This is a genomic window from Acinetobacter sp. AOR18_HL (assembly GCF_027855145.1).
Taxonomy (GTDB): domain Bacteria; phylum Pseudomonadota; class Gammaproteobacteria; order Pseudomonadales; family Moraxellaceae; genus Acinetobacter; species Acinetobacter pittii.
In genome coordinates this window covers 13389-30940 of sequence record NZ_JAKTIG010000079.1, presented here as the reverse complement: position 1 = coordinate 30940, position 17552 = coordinate 13389, and the positions used below count along the sequence as shown (strand labels likewise).

Genomic DNA, 17552 nt, shown 5'->3' with positions numbered 1-17552 from the left:
TTCTTTAAATATGCTAAAAGCACAAAAACTTACATTAGCAGTTCTCATTTCTGCGGCAATAATTTCCTCAGCTCAGGCAAGCGAGCAAAGTGAGGCAAAAGGATTTGTTGAAGATGCGAACGGTTCTATTCTCTTCCGTACAGGTTACATCAACCGTGATAAAAAACAGGGCGCAAAAGATACTAGCTCATTTGCTCAATCAGCAATTGTAAGTATTGATTCTGGCTTTACCCCTGGTATTATTGGTTTCGGTGTTGGCGCTGTGGGTGATGGTTCATTTAAGATCGGTGAAAATAAAAATGCCGGTAACCAAATGATCCCATTACATAATGATGGCTCCGCTTATGATCACTGGGCTCGTGGTGGTGGTAGCGTTAAAGCACGTTTCTCGAATACAACAGTACGTTACGGTACTCAAGTACTCGACCTACCTGTTCTTGCAAGTAATACTGGACGTATGGTTCCTGAATATTTTACAGGTACTTTATTAACTAGCCATGAAATCAAGAATCTTGAAGTTGTTGCTGGTAAATTTACTAAAAACCAAATGTCTGATCAAATCAATACCGATGCTGACGTAAATGGTAAGGGTCTTGATCGTGCAATTGTGTGGGGTGCTAAATACAAGTTTGATGATAATTTAAATGCATCTTACTATGGTTTAGACAGCAAGAATAAGCTTGATCGCCATTATGTAAATGTGAACTTTAAACAGCCATTGGCGAATGACAGTTCATTAACATATGATTTCAGCGGTTATCATACTAAGTTTGATGAAGGTGCTTTTACTTATTCTCAAACTACTGATGATCTATCTAATCGTCAAAATAACATTTGGGCTATCTCTACGGCTTATAATACGGGCCCACATAACATCATGGTTGCTTACCAACAAAACAGCGGTAATGTTGGTTATGACTATGGTCAAAATGCTGACGGCTTCCAAAGTATCTATTTGCCAAACTCTTACATGTCTGACTTCATCGGTAATGATGAAAAATCTGCACAAATCCAGTACAGTCTCGATTTTGGTAAATTAGGTGTATTACCTGGTCTAAACTGGACAACTGCATTTGTATATGGTTGGGACATCAAAGTTAAAAATGTAACTGATGATGCTCAAGAACGTGAGTTCTTTAACCAAGTGAAATACACAGTTCAAAGTGGTTTCGCTAAAGATGCAAGCCTCCGTATCCGTAACTCGTATTATCGTGCAAGCGACTCATACCAAGGTGCGTACATTGGTGATACCAATGAATGGCGTTTATTCCTTGATATTCCTGTGAAATTATTCTAATTCACAAATCTATCAAGCATAAAAAAACCTACGTCTGGTAACAGATGTAGGTTTTTTATTAAGCTCAAAATATCAATTGAGACATTCTGAGCTTATAAATTAAAGCTTATTTAGCAGCTTCAATTGCTTTTAATACTTCGGCTTTAGCAACATCAGCACCTTCCCAACCACTGATTTTTACCCACTTACCTGGTTCTAAATCTTTATAGTGACTGAAGAAATGCTCAACTTGGCTAATCAATAACGGAGGAAGATCTGTATATTCCTTCACGTCTTTATAAAGTGGAGATAATTTTTCGTGTGGAACAGCGATTAATTTCGCATCAATACCACCGTCATCTTCCATATTTAATTTGCCCACTGGACGGCAACGAATGACTGAACCAGCAGCAACAGGATGAGGAGTTACAACAAGTACGTCTAATGGGTCGCCATCTTCAGACAAAGTATTTGGAACATAACCATAGTTCGCTGGATAGAACATTGCTGTACCCATGAAACGGTCTACGAACAATGCATCAGAATCTTTATCGATTTCATATTTAATTGGTGCTGCATTTGCAGGAATTTCAATAATGACATAGATGTCATTTGGCGCATCTTTACCTGCTGGGATATTGCTGTAACTCATATCAATACTCTTTCGTTATGAAGTCAGATGTAAAATCCTCTCGATTATAGCGTGGATATCATCAAAATGATGCCGATTATACAATGGGCACACGCGAAAGTTGATATGAATGATGACAGAATGACACTCAAGTCAGTTTAATCGTGACCACAAGTAATAAGATTGGACACAATATAGATAAGAACCAAACAATCGAGCGCAAAGTTGCCCAATTACTTAAATAGCAAATACCATAAATAACTCTTAAAATAATATATGCCCAACCTAATCTCAGAATAAAATATTCCGGAACAACCATATATTCAGCCATTAAAATAGCAGTTAAGAATAAAGGTAGGCTTTCAAAGCTATTTTGTTGTACGGCATTAGCGCGAGCAGCAAGGCCTGTTGTTTTAGCCAAAAAAGCTCTTGGGTTTTGATTATCGACGGGCTGAAAACCACCTGTAAATTTTGCAATTACGGTAAATGCGTATGGCAGCAAACATGCCACTAAAATAATATAGATAATGCCGCTGATGCCCTGCATAGTGCCATCCATCACTGAAAATACTGTTGATCATGCTATCATAACATTGCGTTTTTACCTGAAATTTTATGCAATCACTTGTCATCACTGATTAATAGGGCCATGTATGCAACAACCTGATCAAAAAGAATTGTTTGACGTCTTAGACAAGCAAAAACAAAATCAGCTTCAGGTAGACCGTATATTAAAAATCGTATTTCCTATTGTCGCTTTTTTATTGAGTGTGATTTGTGCAAATCTAAATTGGCAATCGACATTGGGCACCTTTGTTATTTTAACAATTACTTTTATTGCAGTCGGTATTAAACGGCTTCCTTTATGGCATTGGTTAATTGTGATTACCCTATATTGCCTAGTAGATAATTATTTAAGTTATGGTCAGCTCGATTTAACTCATTTGCGTTTGCAATTGGGCACAATGCTAGTTTTTGTTGGGATGGTAGGAATTGGTCGTCCTTACATAGACCGCTGGTTTATGAAAAGCCACAACAAAATGTAAAAACAAAAAAAGCGCCCTAAGGCGCTTTTTTATTAACTTTTTAGGCTGGCTTACGTAAGTCCTTACGTAAGATTTTGCCTACGTTTGATTTAGGTAATTCATCCATAAACTCAACATAACGAGGGCGTTTATAACCTGTTAAGTTTTCTTTAGCAAAGTTCAAAATTTCTTCAGTCGTTAAGCTTTGATCTTTTTTCACGATAAAGAGTTTTGGCACTTCACCTGATTTTTCATCAGGAACACCAATTGCTGCAACTTCCAATACTTTTGGATGTTTAGCAATAACTTCTTCGATTTCGCTTGGATAAACGTTAAAGCCAGAAACCAAAATCATATCTTTTTTACGGTCTACAATTTTAGTATATCCACGGCTATCCATAACGCCGATATCACCAGTACGGAAGAAACCGTCTGCAGTCATGACTTTCGCAGTCTCATCAGGACGCTTCCAATAGCCTTTCATGACTTGAGGACCACGAATAGAGATTTCACCTTGCTCACCTAAGGCAACTTCTTTACCGTCATCATCTAAAATAGCAACTTCAGTTAAAGGTAACGGAATACCAATAGTGCCGCTAAATTCAGTAGATGCAGGAGGGTTTGCAGTCGCTACCGGAGAAGTCTCAGACAAACCATAACCTTCAATAATGGTTGTACCAGTAATCTTCTTCCACGCTTCTGCTGTAGAAGGTAGAACTGCCATACCACCGCCCATCGCCATTTTTAAATTGCTATGGTCAAGTTGTTTAAATTCTTCATTGTTTACTAAAGCATTAAATAATGTATTTACTGCTGGGAAGAATGATGGCTGATATTTACGTAATTCATTAATTACCGCTGGTAAATCACGTGGGTTCGGAATCAAGATATTTGCCTGACCTTTATACATACCGTACATCGCGCAAACCATGAACGCAAAAATATGATAAAGCGGTAATGCGCAAACAATACGGTCGCCTTTAGCACCATCATTTGCACCAAATTTACTTTGGAAGATACCATCACACTGTAAAAGGTTGGCAACCAAATTAAGATGTGTTAATTCCGCACCTTTTGAAACACCTGTAGTACCACCCGTATATTGAAGCACGGCAGTATCACTTAAAGTTAAATTTGGACGCTTATAATTACTCGGACTTACTTTATTTAATGCTGTATTAAATTTAACGTACCCTGGAATATTCCAAGCAGGAATTTGCTTACGTACTTTACGTAATACAAAATTTACTAATGTACCTTTAAGCGTACCAAGCATATCTCCTACTGTCGCAACTACAACATGCTTCACAGGAGTTTTACCTAAAATGCTTTGGTAAACACTGGCAAAGTTTTCGATAATCACGAGTACTTCTGAACCCGAGTCATTTAATTGATGCTCAAGCTCACGCGCAGTATAAAGTGGGTTTACATTCACTAATACTAAGCCTGCACGTAACACAGCTAATGCAACTACAGGATATTGCAATACGTTTGGCATCATCACTGCCACACGAGTTCCCTTTGCTAACCCCAAATTTTGCAAATAGGTCGCGAACTTACGGCTTGCAAGTTCCAACTCGTTAAATGACATCGCTTTATCCATAAAGATAAAGGCATCACGAGAACCAAATTTTTGGAAATTACTCTCAAAAATATCAACAAGAGAGGTATTTTCCGCAGGCAATGCTACTGTTTCTGGAATCCCTGTTTTTTGGTATTCTGCAAACCAAATCTTTTCCATAATGCCATTATCTCCGATTCGTAATCCTTAGTAATAACTGTTATTCAATGCCCCAGCTATTCTTTAGCTTCTTGGTGCCAGAACATATTTAAAACTTATTGGCACATTCATGACACTTTCGAACAAGATTATGAGACAGAAGTTTTGACAATTTGACCCTGCCAAATTTTTTGCATGGAGTACAAATTGCGTACTCCAAATTGCTGTCCTTTTAATCGTTATCCAATACCAATAAGTTCAGTTCATTGCTTGAACTTATTGCCATATATAGCGTATTTATGTTGCCCGACGCTAGCTTTATCTCTGAATCAACAGTTTATTTGCTTTTTGATATCCACGTGGTAAGAGGTGACCTTTTGAAGCTCGTTTACCCATGTATTTCTGTAGATCATCACCTTTTAGTTTTAGATGTTGTTGACCTGCAACCACCTGAATTATTTCATCTAAGTTCAGGGTTGTCATGGATAAAATCTGCTCTTTCGCTTCAAGTTGTATCAACTTATTACCTTTACCCTTATTTAAATTTGGCAGTTCTGACAAATCAATAATCAAGAGTCGACCTGCTGAGCTGAGTACAGCCAAATGTGTCATGTTTTGGGCAGATATTAACGGTAGTGCTTTTGACTTTTCAGGTACCGACAAGAAGCTTTTCCCTGCCTTGGCATTGGTATCTAACTGTTTGACTTGAGTTTTAAAACCATAACCTGATGAGCTAGCAGCAATAAGTTCTGACTCTTCATCATCTAAATAGACCTGAATAAACGCAACTCCACTTGCAGGAGCAAGTTTTGAACTTAATGGCTCGCCTAAACCTCTTGCTGATGGCAGACTGCTAATAGGCAAGGCATAACTACGCCCTGTCTCATCGAGGAAATAAATTCGTTGATTGGTTTTACCCACCGCATGACTTAAATATTGGTCACCAGCACGATAGTTTAAATTCTCTGCATCAACATCTGCACCTTTTGCAGCACGAATCCATCCCGCTTCAGATAAAACCACTGTTACTGCTTCAGCCGGCATTAAATCTTGTTCTCTAATTTGAACAGCTTCAGCACGTGCAACAATTGGAGAACGGCGTTCGTCACCAAACTTTTTCGCGTCTTCTTTTAATTCGCCAATAATCAGGTTTTTTAAAGATTCTGGGTTTTCTAATTGCTCACGAATAATCGCTGCTTTTGCTGAGAGCTCATCCTGTTCTTGACGGATTTCCATCTCTTCAAGTTTTGCTAAATGGCGTAACTTGAGTTCTAAAATTGCTTCTGCTTGTATCTCATCAATTTTGAAATGGTCCATCAATACAGGTTTAGGCTGATCTTCTTCACGAATAATACGAATAACTGTATCAATATCGAGATAAGCAATTAAAAGGCCTGCCAAAATATGCAGGCGTTTTTCAATTCGGTTTAAATGATATTCCAAACGGCGAGTAACCGTTTTTTTACGGATCTCAATCCACTCAAGCAAGATACGTCGAATCGACTTAACCTGAGGACGACCATCCTCACCAATCATGTTTAAATTAACGCGGTAGCTTGATTCTAAATCGGTAGTAGCAAATAAGTGGCTCATCACCGCTTCAGCATCAATACGGTTAGAACGAAGTACAATCACGAGTCGTGTTGGGTTTTCATGATCCGACTCGTCACGCACATCCACCACTAATGGTAGCTTTTTGGCCTGCATTTGGTCGGCAATTTGAGTGATCACCTTAGAACCCGATACTTGATACGGCAATTCGGTAATCACGATTTCATTTTTTTCGATGGTATAAACCGCTCGCATGCGGTAACTACCACGTCCAGTCGTCTGGATTTTGAGTAATTCTTCAGGCGGAGTAATAATTTCAGCTTTGGTTGGTAAATCTGGCGCTGGAATATATTCAGCCAATTTCTCGTCTGATGTTTGCGGATTACGAATTAAGGCAATTGTTCCTTTAATCACTTCACGCAAATTATGTGGCGGAATATCAGTCGCCATACCAACCGCAATACCAGTTGTACCATTCAGCAGAATATTAGGAACTCGTGCTGGCAAGGTAATCGGTTCTTTTAATGAACCGTCAAAGTTATCTTGCCATTCACTCGTGCCTTGTCCTAACTCACTTAGTAATAACTCACTGTAGGCAGAAAGTTTTGCCTCGGTATAACGCATCGCAGCAAACGATTTAGGATCATCTGGTGAACCCCAGTTCCCTTGACCTTCAATCAAAGGATAGCGATAACTAAACGGCTGAGCCATCAACACCATGGCTTCATAACATGCCGAATCACCATGCGGATGATATTTACCTAGTACGTCACCTACAGTACGGGCCGATTTTTTTGGCTTACCACTGCTTTTTAAGCCCAACTCGCTCATGGCGTAGACAATACGGCGCTGTACAGGTTTTAAGCCATCACTGATATGTGGCAATGCACGGTCCATAATGACGTACATGGCATAATTCAGGTAAGCCTGTTCAGTAAATTCGGCTACAGAGCGGTTTTCTGTCGCTTGATGCGCAAGGCTGGTCATAGTCAGCTTATCTTCCAAATCAGTCGTTATTTTAAGTGAGTCTTATGCTAAGTGGGCTATGTTACAGACACAAGAGGGACTCTGTCACCTGAGCGTCAAATTATGTCTCATCTCTCTATATTTTTAGTTACTTGCTATAAAGTTAGGCAAAACTAGAGGCCTATCGACTCTAGTCTTTTACCTTGGGTTTCTTCACCTAATATTAAAATTACAGCTGCAACCAAAAGTAAAACAATAGTAAACATCATAAAAACATGGCTAAACCCATTTTTGGAAACCATCATATGAGTGACGACTATCGGCGCCAAAATTCCACCTAAACGGCCCATTGCCGATGCCCAGCCCGAACCAAAAGCCCGAATGTTGGCTGGATATTGCTCTGGTGTATAGGTATATAACACTCCCCATGCACCCAAATTAAAGAAGGACATGAGACAACCCCAAAACATAATGCTGTTTACACTGTCGGCTTGTCCAAAGAAATATGCAGACAAGGCACAAAAACCGATAAATGCAGCGAGTGTAATTTTTCTACCCAATCTCTCTACAAACCATGCCGCTGCCAAGTAGCCTGGTAGCTGCGCCAAAATCATAAGCAAAACATATTCAAAAGATTTAACGATGTCATAGCCCTGTTTCACTAATAAACTTGGCAGCCACGTAAAGATCCCGTAGTAGGAATACACAATTCCAAACCAGATGAGCCAAAGCATTAAGCTTCTGCGAGCAAATTGACCACTCCAAAGTTGTTTAAAAGAGACTTTTTGTCGCATGGCTACAGGCACGACTTCAATATGGTGAACAATTTGAACGCCTGCTTGAGCTTCTAATTTTTGAACCAATGCATGTGCTTCTTCAACACGTCCACGGTTAATCAGGTAAGGTATGGATTCAGGGAGTTTTTTCCAAATTACTAAAATATAAATCAGTGGGAGGCCACCCATAAGAAATGCAATGTGCCAACCAAATTTAGGAATAATAAAATAAGAAATGAGTGCAGCAACTAACCAGCCTAAACCCCAAAAACTTTCGAGGAGGACAATAAAACGACCACGTACATGTGCAGGTATATATTCACTCACCAATGTCACTGCAACGGGTAACTGTCCACCAAGTCCAAGACCAACAATAAAACGAAAAATTAATAACCACTTTAAGTCTGGAGCAAAGGCACATAAGGCAGTCGCAATGCTATAGATCGCCATGGTTATAGCAAATATTGTCTTGCGGCCAAAGCGGTCTGCTAAAGCTCCTGAGCAAACAGCTCCAATAGCCATCCCTACAAAACCAATACTTACAATCCAACCGCTTTCTGCTGGCGTTAATGCCCAGTCTTTAACAAGCGTTGTCATGATAAAAGCAATGATACCGGTGTCCATCGCATCAAACATCCAACCTAAACCAACCACCCACAGTAATGTGTAGTGAAATTTGCCAATTGGAAGATTTTGTATACGTGAAACCAGATCCATAGGAAAAACTCTACTGGAAAAAATAAGTGAGCAAGACAATATATTTAATTGTTATATCATGCTCACATCGAATTCTGCATGATTAATGTTCGTCAGTTGAAGAAGCCGATTCTGCATCATCATCTTTATAAATAAATTTAGGCATTTCTAAGCCAAAATAGATCGCAATCAGACGCAAGGTAAAGCCAAAAATTAAAGTTGAAATGACTGTTAACTCTAGGCTTAATCCTAAATCCTGACAAACCCAGTAACAGATGACTGCCACAAAAGAGATACTCGCATAGAGTTCTCGGCGGAAAACGAACGGGACATCGTTACATAAAATATCACGTAAAATACCGCCAGATACTCCAGTCAACACCCCTGCTACTGCCGACACGACAAAACCATGTCCCATTTGTAGGGCAATCTGACAACCAATGATCGTAAAACCAATCAAGCCTAATGCATCGAGCACCAAAAAGATGTTATGTAAATGACGCATCCATTTGGCAATAATAATCGTGACAAATGCAGCACAACAGGTCAGAACTAAGTATTCCGGATGTTTTACCCAAGTTAAAGGATAGTGGCCAAGCAATACATCTCGCACCGAACCACCACCTAAAGCAGTCACACAGGCAATCAGTACGACACCGAACCAGTCCATACTCCGTCGACCAGCAGACAATGCACCTGTCATGGCTTCCGCAGTAATCGCAATAATATAAATAACGGTGAGTAACATCGCCCTTTCCCTCAGGCCAAACAGTGGGCGTATTTTAAGATAAACTTACAGAAATTGTGCACAGCATTGCTTAAATTTTTTTCCTGAACCACATATACAAGGTTGTTTCATTGTGACGTGCATATCGACCGTTGGGTCGAGGAAAAACCATTTTTGCTGGTGATAAACAAAATGTGAAACCTCATGATGAATTTGGGCTTTTTGTCCATCATGATAGTGAGCCTTAAACTCAACCTGTGCGTGGGTTTTATCTAATTTTTCGTTGGCATTAACCACCTCTAAACCCAACCATTGATTTTGTTTGCTCCACTCTGCGATGGCATCTTTATCTAGTGCTGTTTGCTGACCTAAAGCAGTCGTTTGCACAATATAATCGATTTGCTGTAATGCAAAAGCGCTATAACGTGAACGCATAAGCTGCTCTGCCGTTAGTGCTTTGGCTGTGCCTAAATGTAAAGGCTCACAACATTGTGTATAGCTGCCTTTTCCACATGGACAAGTTTGTTGGATCATTTGGTGTTTCTCAAATAAAAAATAGCTCAGAGTTGAGCTATTTTATGATGTTTCTAGACTTAAAACGTCATTTAATCTTTTGATTCATCTTGCTCGATAGAAACAATATGAACTTTCTCAATTTTATGACCTTCCATCGTAATCACTTCAAAGCGATAACCGTCTGCCTCAACAGCTTCACCATTTTCCGGTAAACGGCCTAAATGGAATAACAGGTAGCCCGATAAAGTTGAATACTGTTCACTTTCGTCAACGAGATCACGACCTAATAAAAGTGATACATGGCGAATATCAGTTGAACCTTCAAGCATTAATGAACCGTCTGCCAAGCTTTCAGCAGCAGCGTCTAACTCATCTTCATCAGGGAATTCACCAGCAATCGCTTCTAAGATATCAATTGGTGTTGCGATACCTTCGATGGAACCATATTCATTTAATACGATCGCCATTTGTAAAGGTGCTTGACGCAATTGCTCCATCACCATAAGCACTTGAGCATTTTCATGCACAATCACAGGTTCACGTAGATGCTTTTGGAAATCAATTACACCTGTTTCAATAAAGTTGTTTAAAACTTTATGCGTAAGTGCAATACCCTCAATATTATCAAGTTCACCGCGTGCAACGATCAAACGAGAATGTGTCATCGACATTAAACGTTCTTTTAAAACTTCAGGTTCATCGTCTAAGTCAATCCACTCAAGTTCAGGGCGTGGAGTCATAACAGATTTTACAGGACGCTCTGATAAACCAAGCACACCTTGTACAAGCACACTGTGATAAGCACCATTTTCTTCGTCAAAAACTTCATCAGCAAAAGCTTGCGTCGCTAATACATCTTCTTTATCAGAAGATTGAGTATCTGAAGAACTACTATTTTTACTGCCTAACATACGTAAAACCGCAGAGGCAGTGCGATAACGTAAATCTGTAGTGGTAACTAGCTTTTCCTGATTGCGACGCATGCTCTGATTGATAACTTCTACCAAAACCGAGAAGCCAATTGCAGCATATAAATAGCCCTTCGGAATATGGAAACCAAAGCCTTCCACCACCAAAGAGAAACCGATCATCATCAAGAAGCCAAGACACAGAATGACAACTGTTGGATGTTTATTGACGAAGTCCATGAGTGGTTTTGATGCCCACAACATGATTCCGACAGCAATAACAACCGCAACCATCATCACTGACAGCTCTTTCACCATACCTACAGCTGTAATCACACTGTCTAACGAGAATACAGCATCAAGCACAACAATCTGGACAATAACCATCCAGAATGCAGCATGAACAGGATTATCTTCTTTATGAAGTTGTTTTCCTTCCATCCGTTCATGCAATTCCATGGTGCCTTTAAATAATAAGAACACACCACCGAATAACAAAATCAGATCACGACCAGAGAAAGGATGGTCAAAAATATGGAAAAGTGGTTCAGTTAGTGTCACAACCCAAGCAATCGAGGCTAAGAGTATAAGACGCATTCCCAAGGCGAGCACCAAACCGACTATACGTGCTTTAGCTCGTTGCTCGGGCGGCAATTTCTCAGCCAAGATTGCGATAAAAACGAGGTTATCGATCCCCAATACAATTTCAAGAACGATTAAAGTTGCTAAACCCACCCAAGCAGAGGGATCAGACATCCATTCAAAGATCATTGATCCTGCTCCTGTGTTGTTTGAATTTTATCTTTATTTGGCAACACAACAGGCGCGCCTATACAAAGGAGGGAAAATGTTTTTTTAAGACAAGAAATTAAAACGGAGCGACTACAACCACTACCCATATTTGTTCATATGTTGTTAAACGATTTTTTAGTATAGGCAAGATTTAACATAAATTCATCATTTTTATTTGTACATAACCAGCATTCACCAAACCCATACAAAACATGAATCTTTCTTATAAATCTGCTTATAAAGTTGTCATATCTTTTGCTTAGTGTAGACAAGAAATATGAACGTGATAAGGTGAAAATAAAGCAATGAATAGCGTATTAACAATGGCAGTAAATGATTCACCAATAACAGCTGTAAAAACAAAACAACCTCTTATTGCATTATATTGTGGTTCACGTGCAGGAAATAACCCAATCTACCGAGAAAAAGCAATTGAACTTGCTCACGGAATTGCTGAACAAGGCTTCGGTTTAGTCTATGGCGGTGCAAGTATCGGTTTAATGGGACAAGTCGCAGATAGCGTTCTCGCAAATGGTGGAGAGGCTGTCGGGGTGATCCCTGAATTTATGCTTGATTATGAAGTCGCACATGCAGGACTAACTGAATTACATGTCGTAGAAACCATGCACGAACGCAAAGCCATGATGGCAGAGCGCGCAAGTGCATTTATTGCGTTACCGGGTGGTCTAGGAACATTTGAAGAAATATTGGAAATAGCCACTTGGGGCCAACTCAACCAACATCAAAAGCCGATGATTTTATATAACGTAAATGGCTTTTATAATGCATTGATCGCCCAATTAGACCATGCAGTTCAAGAAGGTTTCCTTCCCCTTCAGCACCGAGCTAAATTAATTGTATGCGAAGAGGTCGATCAAATTTATAACGTCATTAAAAACTTAAAAATGCCAAAAAGATTTGTTGTCTAGTTGTCCCCCTACTCTATTTAAAAAAGCGGTTCTGCCGCTTTTTTTGTTTTAACTATTTTCACCGTTGCCTTCATAAGCACTTAGATTTTGTAAAGAGGTATTCAACATTGACTTACTTCTTTTAAATTCAATTTGTTTTACACTAGATCAAAACGTTAATTTTTAAATGTTATGAATGCCACGCCGACTCACCAAGCCTTGCAACCCGAATATCGCTTACTCGTTCTTTTGGTTTCTATTGGCTTTTTTATGCAGGCCTTGGACACAACGATTGTAAATACCGCTATTCCTGCAATGGCTCATCATCTCAATGAAGATCCTTTACGCATGCACAGCGTAGTGGTGGCCTATGTATTATCGGTTGCCGCTTGTATTCCTTTAAGTGGCTGGTTAGCAGACCGCTTTGGTGTCAGAAGTATTTTCTTGTCGGCAATCGTCATTTTTACTCTGGCTTCTTTAGGATGTGGACTTTCACAAAGTCTCAATGAACTCTTATTTTTCCGCGTTATCCAAGGTGTGGGCGGCGCCTTACTACTTCCTGTAGGTCGACTATCACTTTTAAAAATTATTCCTCGAACTCAATTTTTAGCTGCAATGAGTCTAATGAGCCTTGCAGGTTTACTCGGACCGTTGGCGGGCCCAACTTTAGGTGGCTGGTTAGTTGAAGTTGCAACTTGGCATTGGATTTTCCTGATTAATATTCCTATGGGCATACTTGGCATATTAATGACACTAAAAGTCATGCCAAATGTAAAAGAACCCTCAGTCAAAACATTCGATTTGGGTGGCTTTATCTTATTAGTCGTGGCCATGATTGGATGGTCTTTAGGGATAGAACACCTAGCCTCACCTGAATATTCAAAATGGTTTAGCATTTCATTATTAGTCGTCGGAATAATCGCAACACTTTGGTATGCCTATCATTCACATACTCATCAAAATGCATTATTCCGCAGCCGACTCTTTAGAAACAAAATTTATGCGATTGGTATTTTAGGTAATTTCTTTGCTCGCTTTGGTGGTAATGCTTTGCCTTTTGTTTTACCACTCATGCTACAAGTTGCTTTTGGTTTTGAACCCTTTATTGCAGGTTTAATGATGATTCCCTTGGTCTTGGGTTCATTATTTTCAAAGCCAATTGTCAGACCTATTATTCAGAAAATTGGCTATCGACGTTTTTTACTCATCAACACAACACTTGTTGGATTATGTATTGCCTCTTTTGCAATCATGACCGTCGATACTCCAACTTGGTTTAGAGCCTTACACTTTTTCTTATTTGGCACATTAAATTCACTGCAATTTGTTGGCATGAACACATTGACCTTGAAAGATTTGCCTCAACAAGATGCAAGTAGCGGTAATAGTTTTCTATCAATGATCATGATGCTATCAATGAGTATTGGCGTGGCACTGGCAGGTACACTCATTAACGTATTTACCAATTATTATGGCCCAGCTTATGTAACTACTGCATTCCATGTCACTTTAATTTGCCTCGGTTGTATCAATGTCATTACTGCATTTATTTTCTGGCAAATTCCAAAGGATACGCCTGTATAAGCAGTTGCATTTTTAGCATGGTTTCTCGCTCGCGAATCACGCTATGATGTCGACTTCAAATTTTAACGAGTTTTGAATGAGCAAACTGGCTAAAACTTTTTTCACATCACGGCACAATACCCTAATCGGAATTGGCTTAGCTTGTGTTATGGGAGTCTTAGCTTATTTTGGTCTGTTCTATCAACAAAAAGCAGTTGCGCAGGACTATCCGGTGCAAGGGTTCGATGTTTCTCATCATCAAGGTGATATTAACTGGAAAAAAATATCACCGGAAAAATTCCAATTCGTCTATTTAAAAGCGACCGAAGGCGGCGATTACAAAGATTCAAAATTTCAGGAAAACTGGCTCAAGGCACGTGAACATGGGTTTCATGTAGGTGCTTATCATTTTTATCGTCTATGCCGTGATGGAAAAACACAAGCGGATAACTTTATTGCGACTGTACCCAACAAAGCCGATGCCCTTCCTCCTGTTATCGATCTAGAATATGACGGTAACTGTATTAATGCGCACACCAAAGAACAATTACTTAAAGAAATAGGCATCATGCATGATCGCTTAAAACAGCATTATGGCAAACAGCCCATCTTTTATATTTCCAAAACTTTTTACCACATTGTATTAATAGGAAGTTTCCCTAATACACCACTTTGGGTCAGAGATTACGAAGGAAAACCTGAGCTGAAAGACAAAAGAAAATGGCTCTTTTGGCAGCATAGTAATCAAGGTAAAATTGAAGGCATGACAAAACCAGTAGACTTAAATGTTTATGAGGGTTCAGTCAAAGAATGGCATCATTTTTTACAGCAGCAAGGCATCGTGAAAGCACAATAATATGCGCAAAATCATTCATATCGATATGGATGCCTTTTATGCATCGGTCGAATTGCGAGAGCGTCCTGATCTAAAGCATCTTCCCGTCGTTATTTCTTCGCATCATCCGCGAGCTGTGATTGCTGCTGCCTCCTACCCTGCCCGTGAATTTGGTTTGCGTTCTGCTATGTCGATGAGTCAGGCAAGAAAACTATGTCCTCAAGTTGTCATTATTGAACCAAATTTTGAAAAATACCGTACGGTTTCCGCTCAAATTCACTCAATCTTTCAGCAATATACGCTACTTATTGAACCTTTATCTTTAGATGAAGCCTATTTGGATGTCACTGAAAATCTAAAACAAATTGCGAGTGCAACTGAAGTTGCCATGCAAATTCGGGAAGATATTTTTCGATTAACTGGGCTTACTGCATCGGCTGGTGTAGCACCAAATAAATTTTTGGCAAAAATTGCTTCGGATTGGAACAAACCTAATGGCTTATGTGTAATCAAACCTTCGCAAGTTGCTACTTTTATTCAAGACCTTCCGCTTAAAAAGATTCCAGGCGTGGGTAAAGTCACTCAGGAAAAATTACAACAGCTTCAGCTACATACTTTAGGTGACTTACAAAAAATTGAAGAAGCTGTTTTGGTTCACCACTTTGGTAAATATGGACAACAACTCTATCTATATGCTCAGGGCATTGACCATGGACCTGTTCAAGCTGAAAGAGCTCGCCAACAAATTTCGAAAGAGACCACTTTTGACAGTGATTTTACTTTGGCTCAATGTCAGCCCTATTGGCAGGGATTAGCTGAAAAAGTCTGGCAAACCCTAGAGAAAAAGCAACTCAATGCACGTGGTGTGAATATCAAACTTAAACTCAAGAATTTTCAGACTCTACAACATAGTAAAAGCTTTAAAAGACCGATCCAGTCGCTACAGGACCTAATCCAAGTTTTATTTTTATTGTTAAATGAAATGCAGATACCCGAACATTTCCAGTTTCGCCTGATTGGTATAGGCGTTTATCAATTACAAACGCAAGCCGATGACTTCCAACTTAACCTCTGGTGACTGATTAATTTTTACCCGAAAGAGCAACTTTTGAACAAAATAGGCTCCCTTTTACTCAAACTTTAGAGTAACCTAATCAACGCATATTCATTACCCATGTATTTGCAACATGCCAAAGCAACCTTTACTTTCGGCATATCGTCCTGTGATTGGCGTGACGACCAAATCCGAATATTGCAGGGCTCTTCTGATACATGGCTTAGATATCCCTTCCTCACAATAATCTACTGAAATTCTTTTCTACTTGCTTGCACCGACCTAGCAACTCTTCATAAAATCAAAACTATTAAATAAAGCCACTTTAGAGCATTTTTATGACGGTAAAGCGTTTACACGTTACTTCACGCTACTGCGAAGTTGCGATTTCAGGTAATTTGGTACACCTAGCTGGGCAACTCGCCGATGATACAAGCGCAGATGTCACAGGGCAGACTCAACAAACTTTAGATAATATTGACCGTCTATTGGCAGAAGCTGGAACTGATAAAACCCATATTCTTTCTGTCATGATTTTTTTAAAAGATATTGAAAAAGATTATGCAGCAATGAATGCGGTTTGGGATGGATGGATTAGCGAAGGGAACCCACCAGCACGTACATGTGTAGAATCAAAACTCTATGCACCCGATGTACTTGTAGAAATGACGGTTGTTGCGGTACTTCCATAATTTTTATAATTATAAATCCATGTAAAATTGAGCAATATCTTAGGTGATATTGCTCAATTTTTTAGTAATTTTAAAATTTTGAATTTCAGCATCTTATTAAGATATTCTTAAATGAGCTCTCAGATTAGTTGCGCTAATGTCGAATTTTTAAGGCTTCACAAAAGCATTTGACATTCTTTCTAGCTGGGGTGTCGCATGCAAAGTTGCTAATTCTGATTCAGGACTCAATAAGTCTCTTCTTAAGTCATGATAATCAGGCACACTACTATAATGAAGCACACGATAGCCAGCCAATTGTAATAGGCGACGCTCATATTGTTGATGCGCTCGGCGTAAACCGTTTTCCCCTAGAACAACGACTACAATTACCTGATAATTTTGATCAAGCACAACAAAATCAGCTGACATATTTTGATATTTACGACGTGTATGCGCGTATTTTGTAGTTAGAAGTGCATCAAAAGATACATGCGCTAATACGGTAAATTTGGGCAAAACAGTTTGTAGTCTGGTTAAGGTCATTTGCTCATGGCTAGTTAACACTGCACGGCGCTTTAAAGCACTATCATGTTGATGCCTTCGTGACAGACTTTTCACTGCCATAACAACAACCAGAAATAATAATAAGATCGTGATTAAATAATACATGGGCCTAATCCTTTAAGTTTTTTATAATGATTTTGCTAGATCACACTTTGTTTTAATTGATAACGACACAGCCGTTTTTTAAAAGGTTCACTTAGTAATTTCACTTGTAGTTATCAAGCTTGGCTTAAATTTAGCCACCCTCACATTATTTATAATCATAGAATCAATAACAATCAAGTGCAGCTCGTCAGATTTTGGTTATTTATCATTATTCGTTACGTTTTTTGTACTTTAAATCCTCGAAAATCTCATTATACGATTTAAATAG

General features: G+C 39.2%; 16 protein-coding genes and 1 pseudogene. 7 read left to right on the top strand and 10 right to left on the bottom strand.

Annotation, left to right across the window (positions count from 1 at the left end):
• Window positions 1-10: 10 nt before the first annotated feature.
• The gene (locus MKL51_RS18465; RefSeq protein ID WP_002121245.1) at window positions 11-1297 is read left to right on the top strand and encodes an OprD family outer membrane porin; all 1287 of its coding nucleotides are present in this window, start codon (window positions 11-13) and stop codon (window positions 1295-1297) included.
• A gap of 106 nt (window positions 1298-1403) precedes the next feature.
• Here the strand turns inward: MKL51_RS18465 and ppa are convergent, their stop codons facing one another.
• Complete coding sequence (gene ppa, locus MKL51_RS18460) at window positions 1404-1928, bottom strand: inorganic diphosphatase (RefSeq protein WP_002121243.1); 525 nt, start codon at window positions 1926-1928, stop codon at window positions 1404-1406.
• 127 nt (window positions 1929-2055) lie between these two features.
• The gene (locus tag MKL51_RS18455; protein WP_005065682.1) at window positions 2056-2454 is read right to left on the bottom strand and encodes an MAPEG family protein; all 399 of its coding nucleotides are present in this window, start codon (window positions 2452-2454) and stop codon (window positions 2056-2058) included.
• A 106-nt stretch (window positions 2455-2560) separates the two neighbouring features.
• Here MKL51_RS18455 and MKL51_RS18450 point away from each other — a divergent pair, with 106 nt between their 5' ends.
• Complete coding sequence (locus tag MKL51_RS18450; RefSeq protein WP_005065679.1) at window positions 2561-2953, top strand: hypothetical protein; 393 nt, start codon at window positions 2561-2563, stop codon at window positions 2951-2953.
• Window positions 2954-2993: 40 nt separating this feature from the next.
• Here MKL51_RS18450 and MKL51_RS18445 read toward each other — a convergent pair whose 3' ends face one another.
• From MKL51_RS18445 to MKL51_RS18420, 6 genes are all read right to left on the bottom strand, one after another.
• The gene (locus MKL51_RS18445; protein ID WP_002121274.1) at window positions 2994-4673 is read right to left on the bottom strand and encodes a long-chain-fatty-acid--CoA ligase; all 1680 of its coding nucleotides are present in this window, start codon (window positions 4671-4673) and stop codon (window positions 2994-2996) included.
• Between the two features lie 297 nt (window positions 4674-4970).
• The gene (parC, locus tag MKL51_RS18440; protein WP_005079495.1) at window positions 4971-7190 is read right to left on the bottom strand and encodes a DNA topoisomerase IV subunit A; all 2220 of its coding nucleotides are present in this window, start codon (window positions 7188-7190) and stop codon (window positions 4971-4973) included.
• A 152-nt stretch (window positions 7191-7342) separates the two neighbouring features.
• Window positions 7343-8662 carry a niacin transporter NiaP gene (niaP, locus tag MKL51_RS18435; protein ID WP_005804015.1) on the bottom strand — a complete coding sequence of 440 codons (1320 nt, stop codon included), beginning with the start codon at window positions 8660-8662 and terminating at the stop codon, window positions 7343-7345.
• A gap of 82 nt (window positions 8663-8744) precedes the next feature.
• Window positions 8745-9389, bottom strand: coding sequence for a trimeric intracellular cation channel family protein (locus MKL51_RS18430; RefSeq protein WP_002121256.1), 645 nt, complete (start codon window positions 9387-9389; stop codon window positions 8745-8747).
• A 45-nt stretch (window positions 9390-9434) separates the two neighbouring features.
• Window positions 9435-9902 carry a YchJ family protein gene (locus tag MKL51_RS18425; protein ID WP_005804012.1) on the bottom strand — a complete coding sequence of 156 codons (468 nt, stop codon included), beginning with the start codon at window positions 9900-9902 and terminating at the stop codon, window positions 9435-9437.
• 71 nt (window positions 9903-9973) lie between these two features.
• On the bottom strand, window positions 9974-11563 hold the full coding sequence (locus tag MKL51_RS18420) for a TerC family protein (protein WP_005804011.1): 1590 nt from the start codon (window positions 11561-11563) through the stop codon (window positions 9974-9976).
• Window positions 11564-11889: 326 nt separating this feature from the next.
• On the opposite strand from MKL51_RS18420, the gene MKL51_RS18415 reads away from it, so the two are divergent.
• The 4 genes from MKL51_RS18415 to dinB all read left to right on the top strand — a co-directional run bounded on the left by MKL51_RS18415 (window position 11890) and on the right by dinB (window position 15968).
• The gene (locus tag MKL51_RS18415) at window positions 11890-12513 is read left to right on the top strand and encodes a TIGR00730 family Rossman fold protein (RefSeq protein WP_005804010.1); all 624 of its coding nucleotides are present in this window, start codon (window positions 11890-11892) and stop codon (window positions 12511-12513) included.
• A 171-nt stretch (window positions 12514-12684) separates the two neighbouring features.
• Window positions 12685-14076: a multidrug transporter subunit MdtD gene (mdtD, locus tag MKL51_RS18410; protein WP_005804008.1), complete on the top strand. Its 1392-nt coding sequence runs from the start codon at window positions 12685-12687 to the stop codon at window positions 14074-14076.
• A 76-nt stretch (window positions 14077-14152) separates the two neighbouring features.
• The gene (locus MKL51_RS18405) at window positions 14153-14911 is read left to right on the top strand and encodes a glycoside hydrolase family 25 protein (RefSeq protein ID WP_005804007.1); all 759 of its coding nucleotides are present in this window, start codon (window positions 14153-14155) and stop codon (window positions 14909-14911) included.
• A 1-nt stretch (window position 14912) separates the two neighbouring features.
• Entirely contained in the window at window positions 14913-15968 is a 1056-nt protein-coding gene (gene dinB, locus MKL51_RS18400) for a DNA polymerase IV (protein WP_270904383.1), read from the top strand.
• Between the two features lie 58 nt (window positions 15969-16026).
• On the opposite strand, the pseudogene MKL51_RS18395 reads toward dinB, so the two are convergent.
• A pseudogene (locus MKL51_RS18395) lies at window positions 16027-16089 on the bottom strand (hypothetical protein); the annotation flags it as partial.
• A 193-nt stretch (window positions 16090-16282) separates the two neighbouring features.
• On the opposite strand from MKL51_RS18395, the gene MKL51_RS18390 reads away from it, so the two are divergent.
• Window positions 16283-16636 carry a RidA family protein gene (locus MKL51_RS18390; RefSeq protein WP_005804002.1) on the top strand — a complete coding sequence of 118 codons (354 nt, stop codon included), beginning with the start codon at window positions 16283-16285 and terminating at the stop codon, window positions 16634-16636.
• Between the two features lie 147 nt (window positions 16637-16783).
• Here the strand turns inward: MKL51_RS18390 and MKL51_RS18385 are convergent, their stop codons facing one another.
• Complete coding sequence (locus MKL51_RS18385; RefSeq protein WP_002121669.1) at window positions 16784-17284, bottom strand: DUF2726 domain-containing protein; 501 nt, start codon at window positions 17282-17284, stop codon at window positions 16784-16786.
• Window positions 17285-17552: the final 268 nt, after the last annotated feature.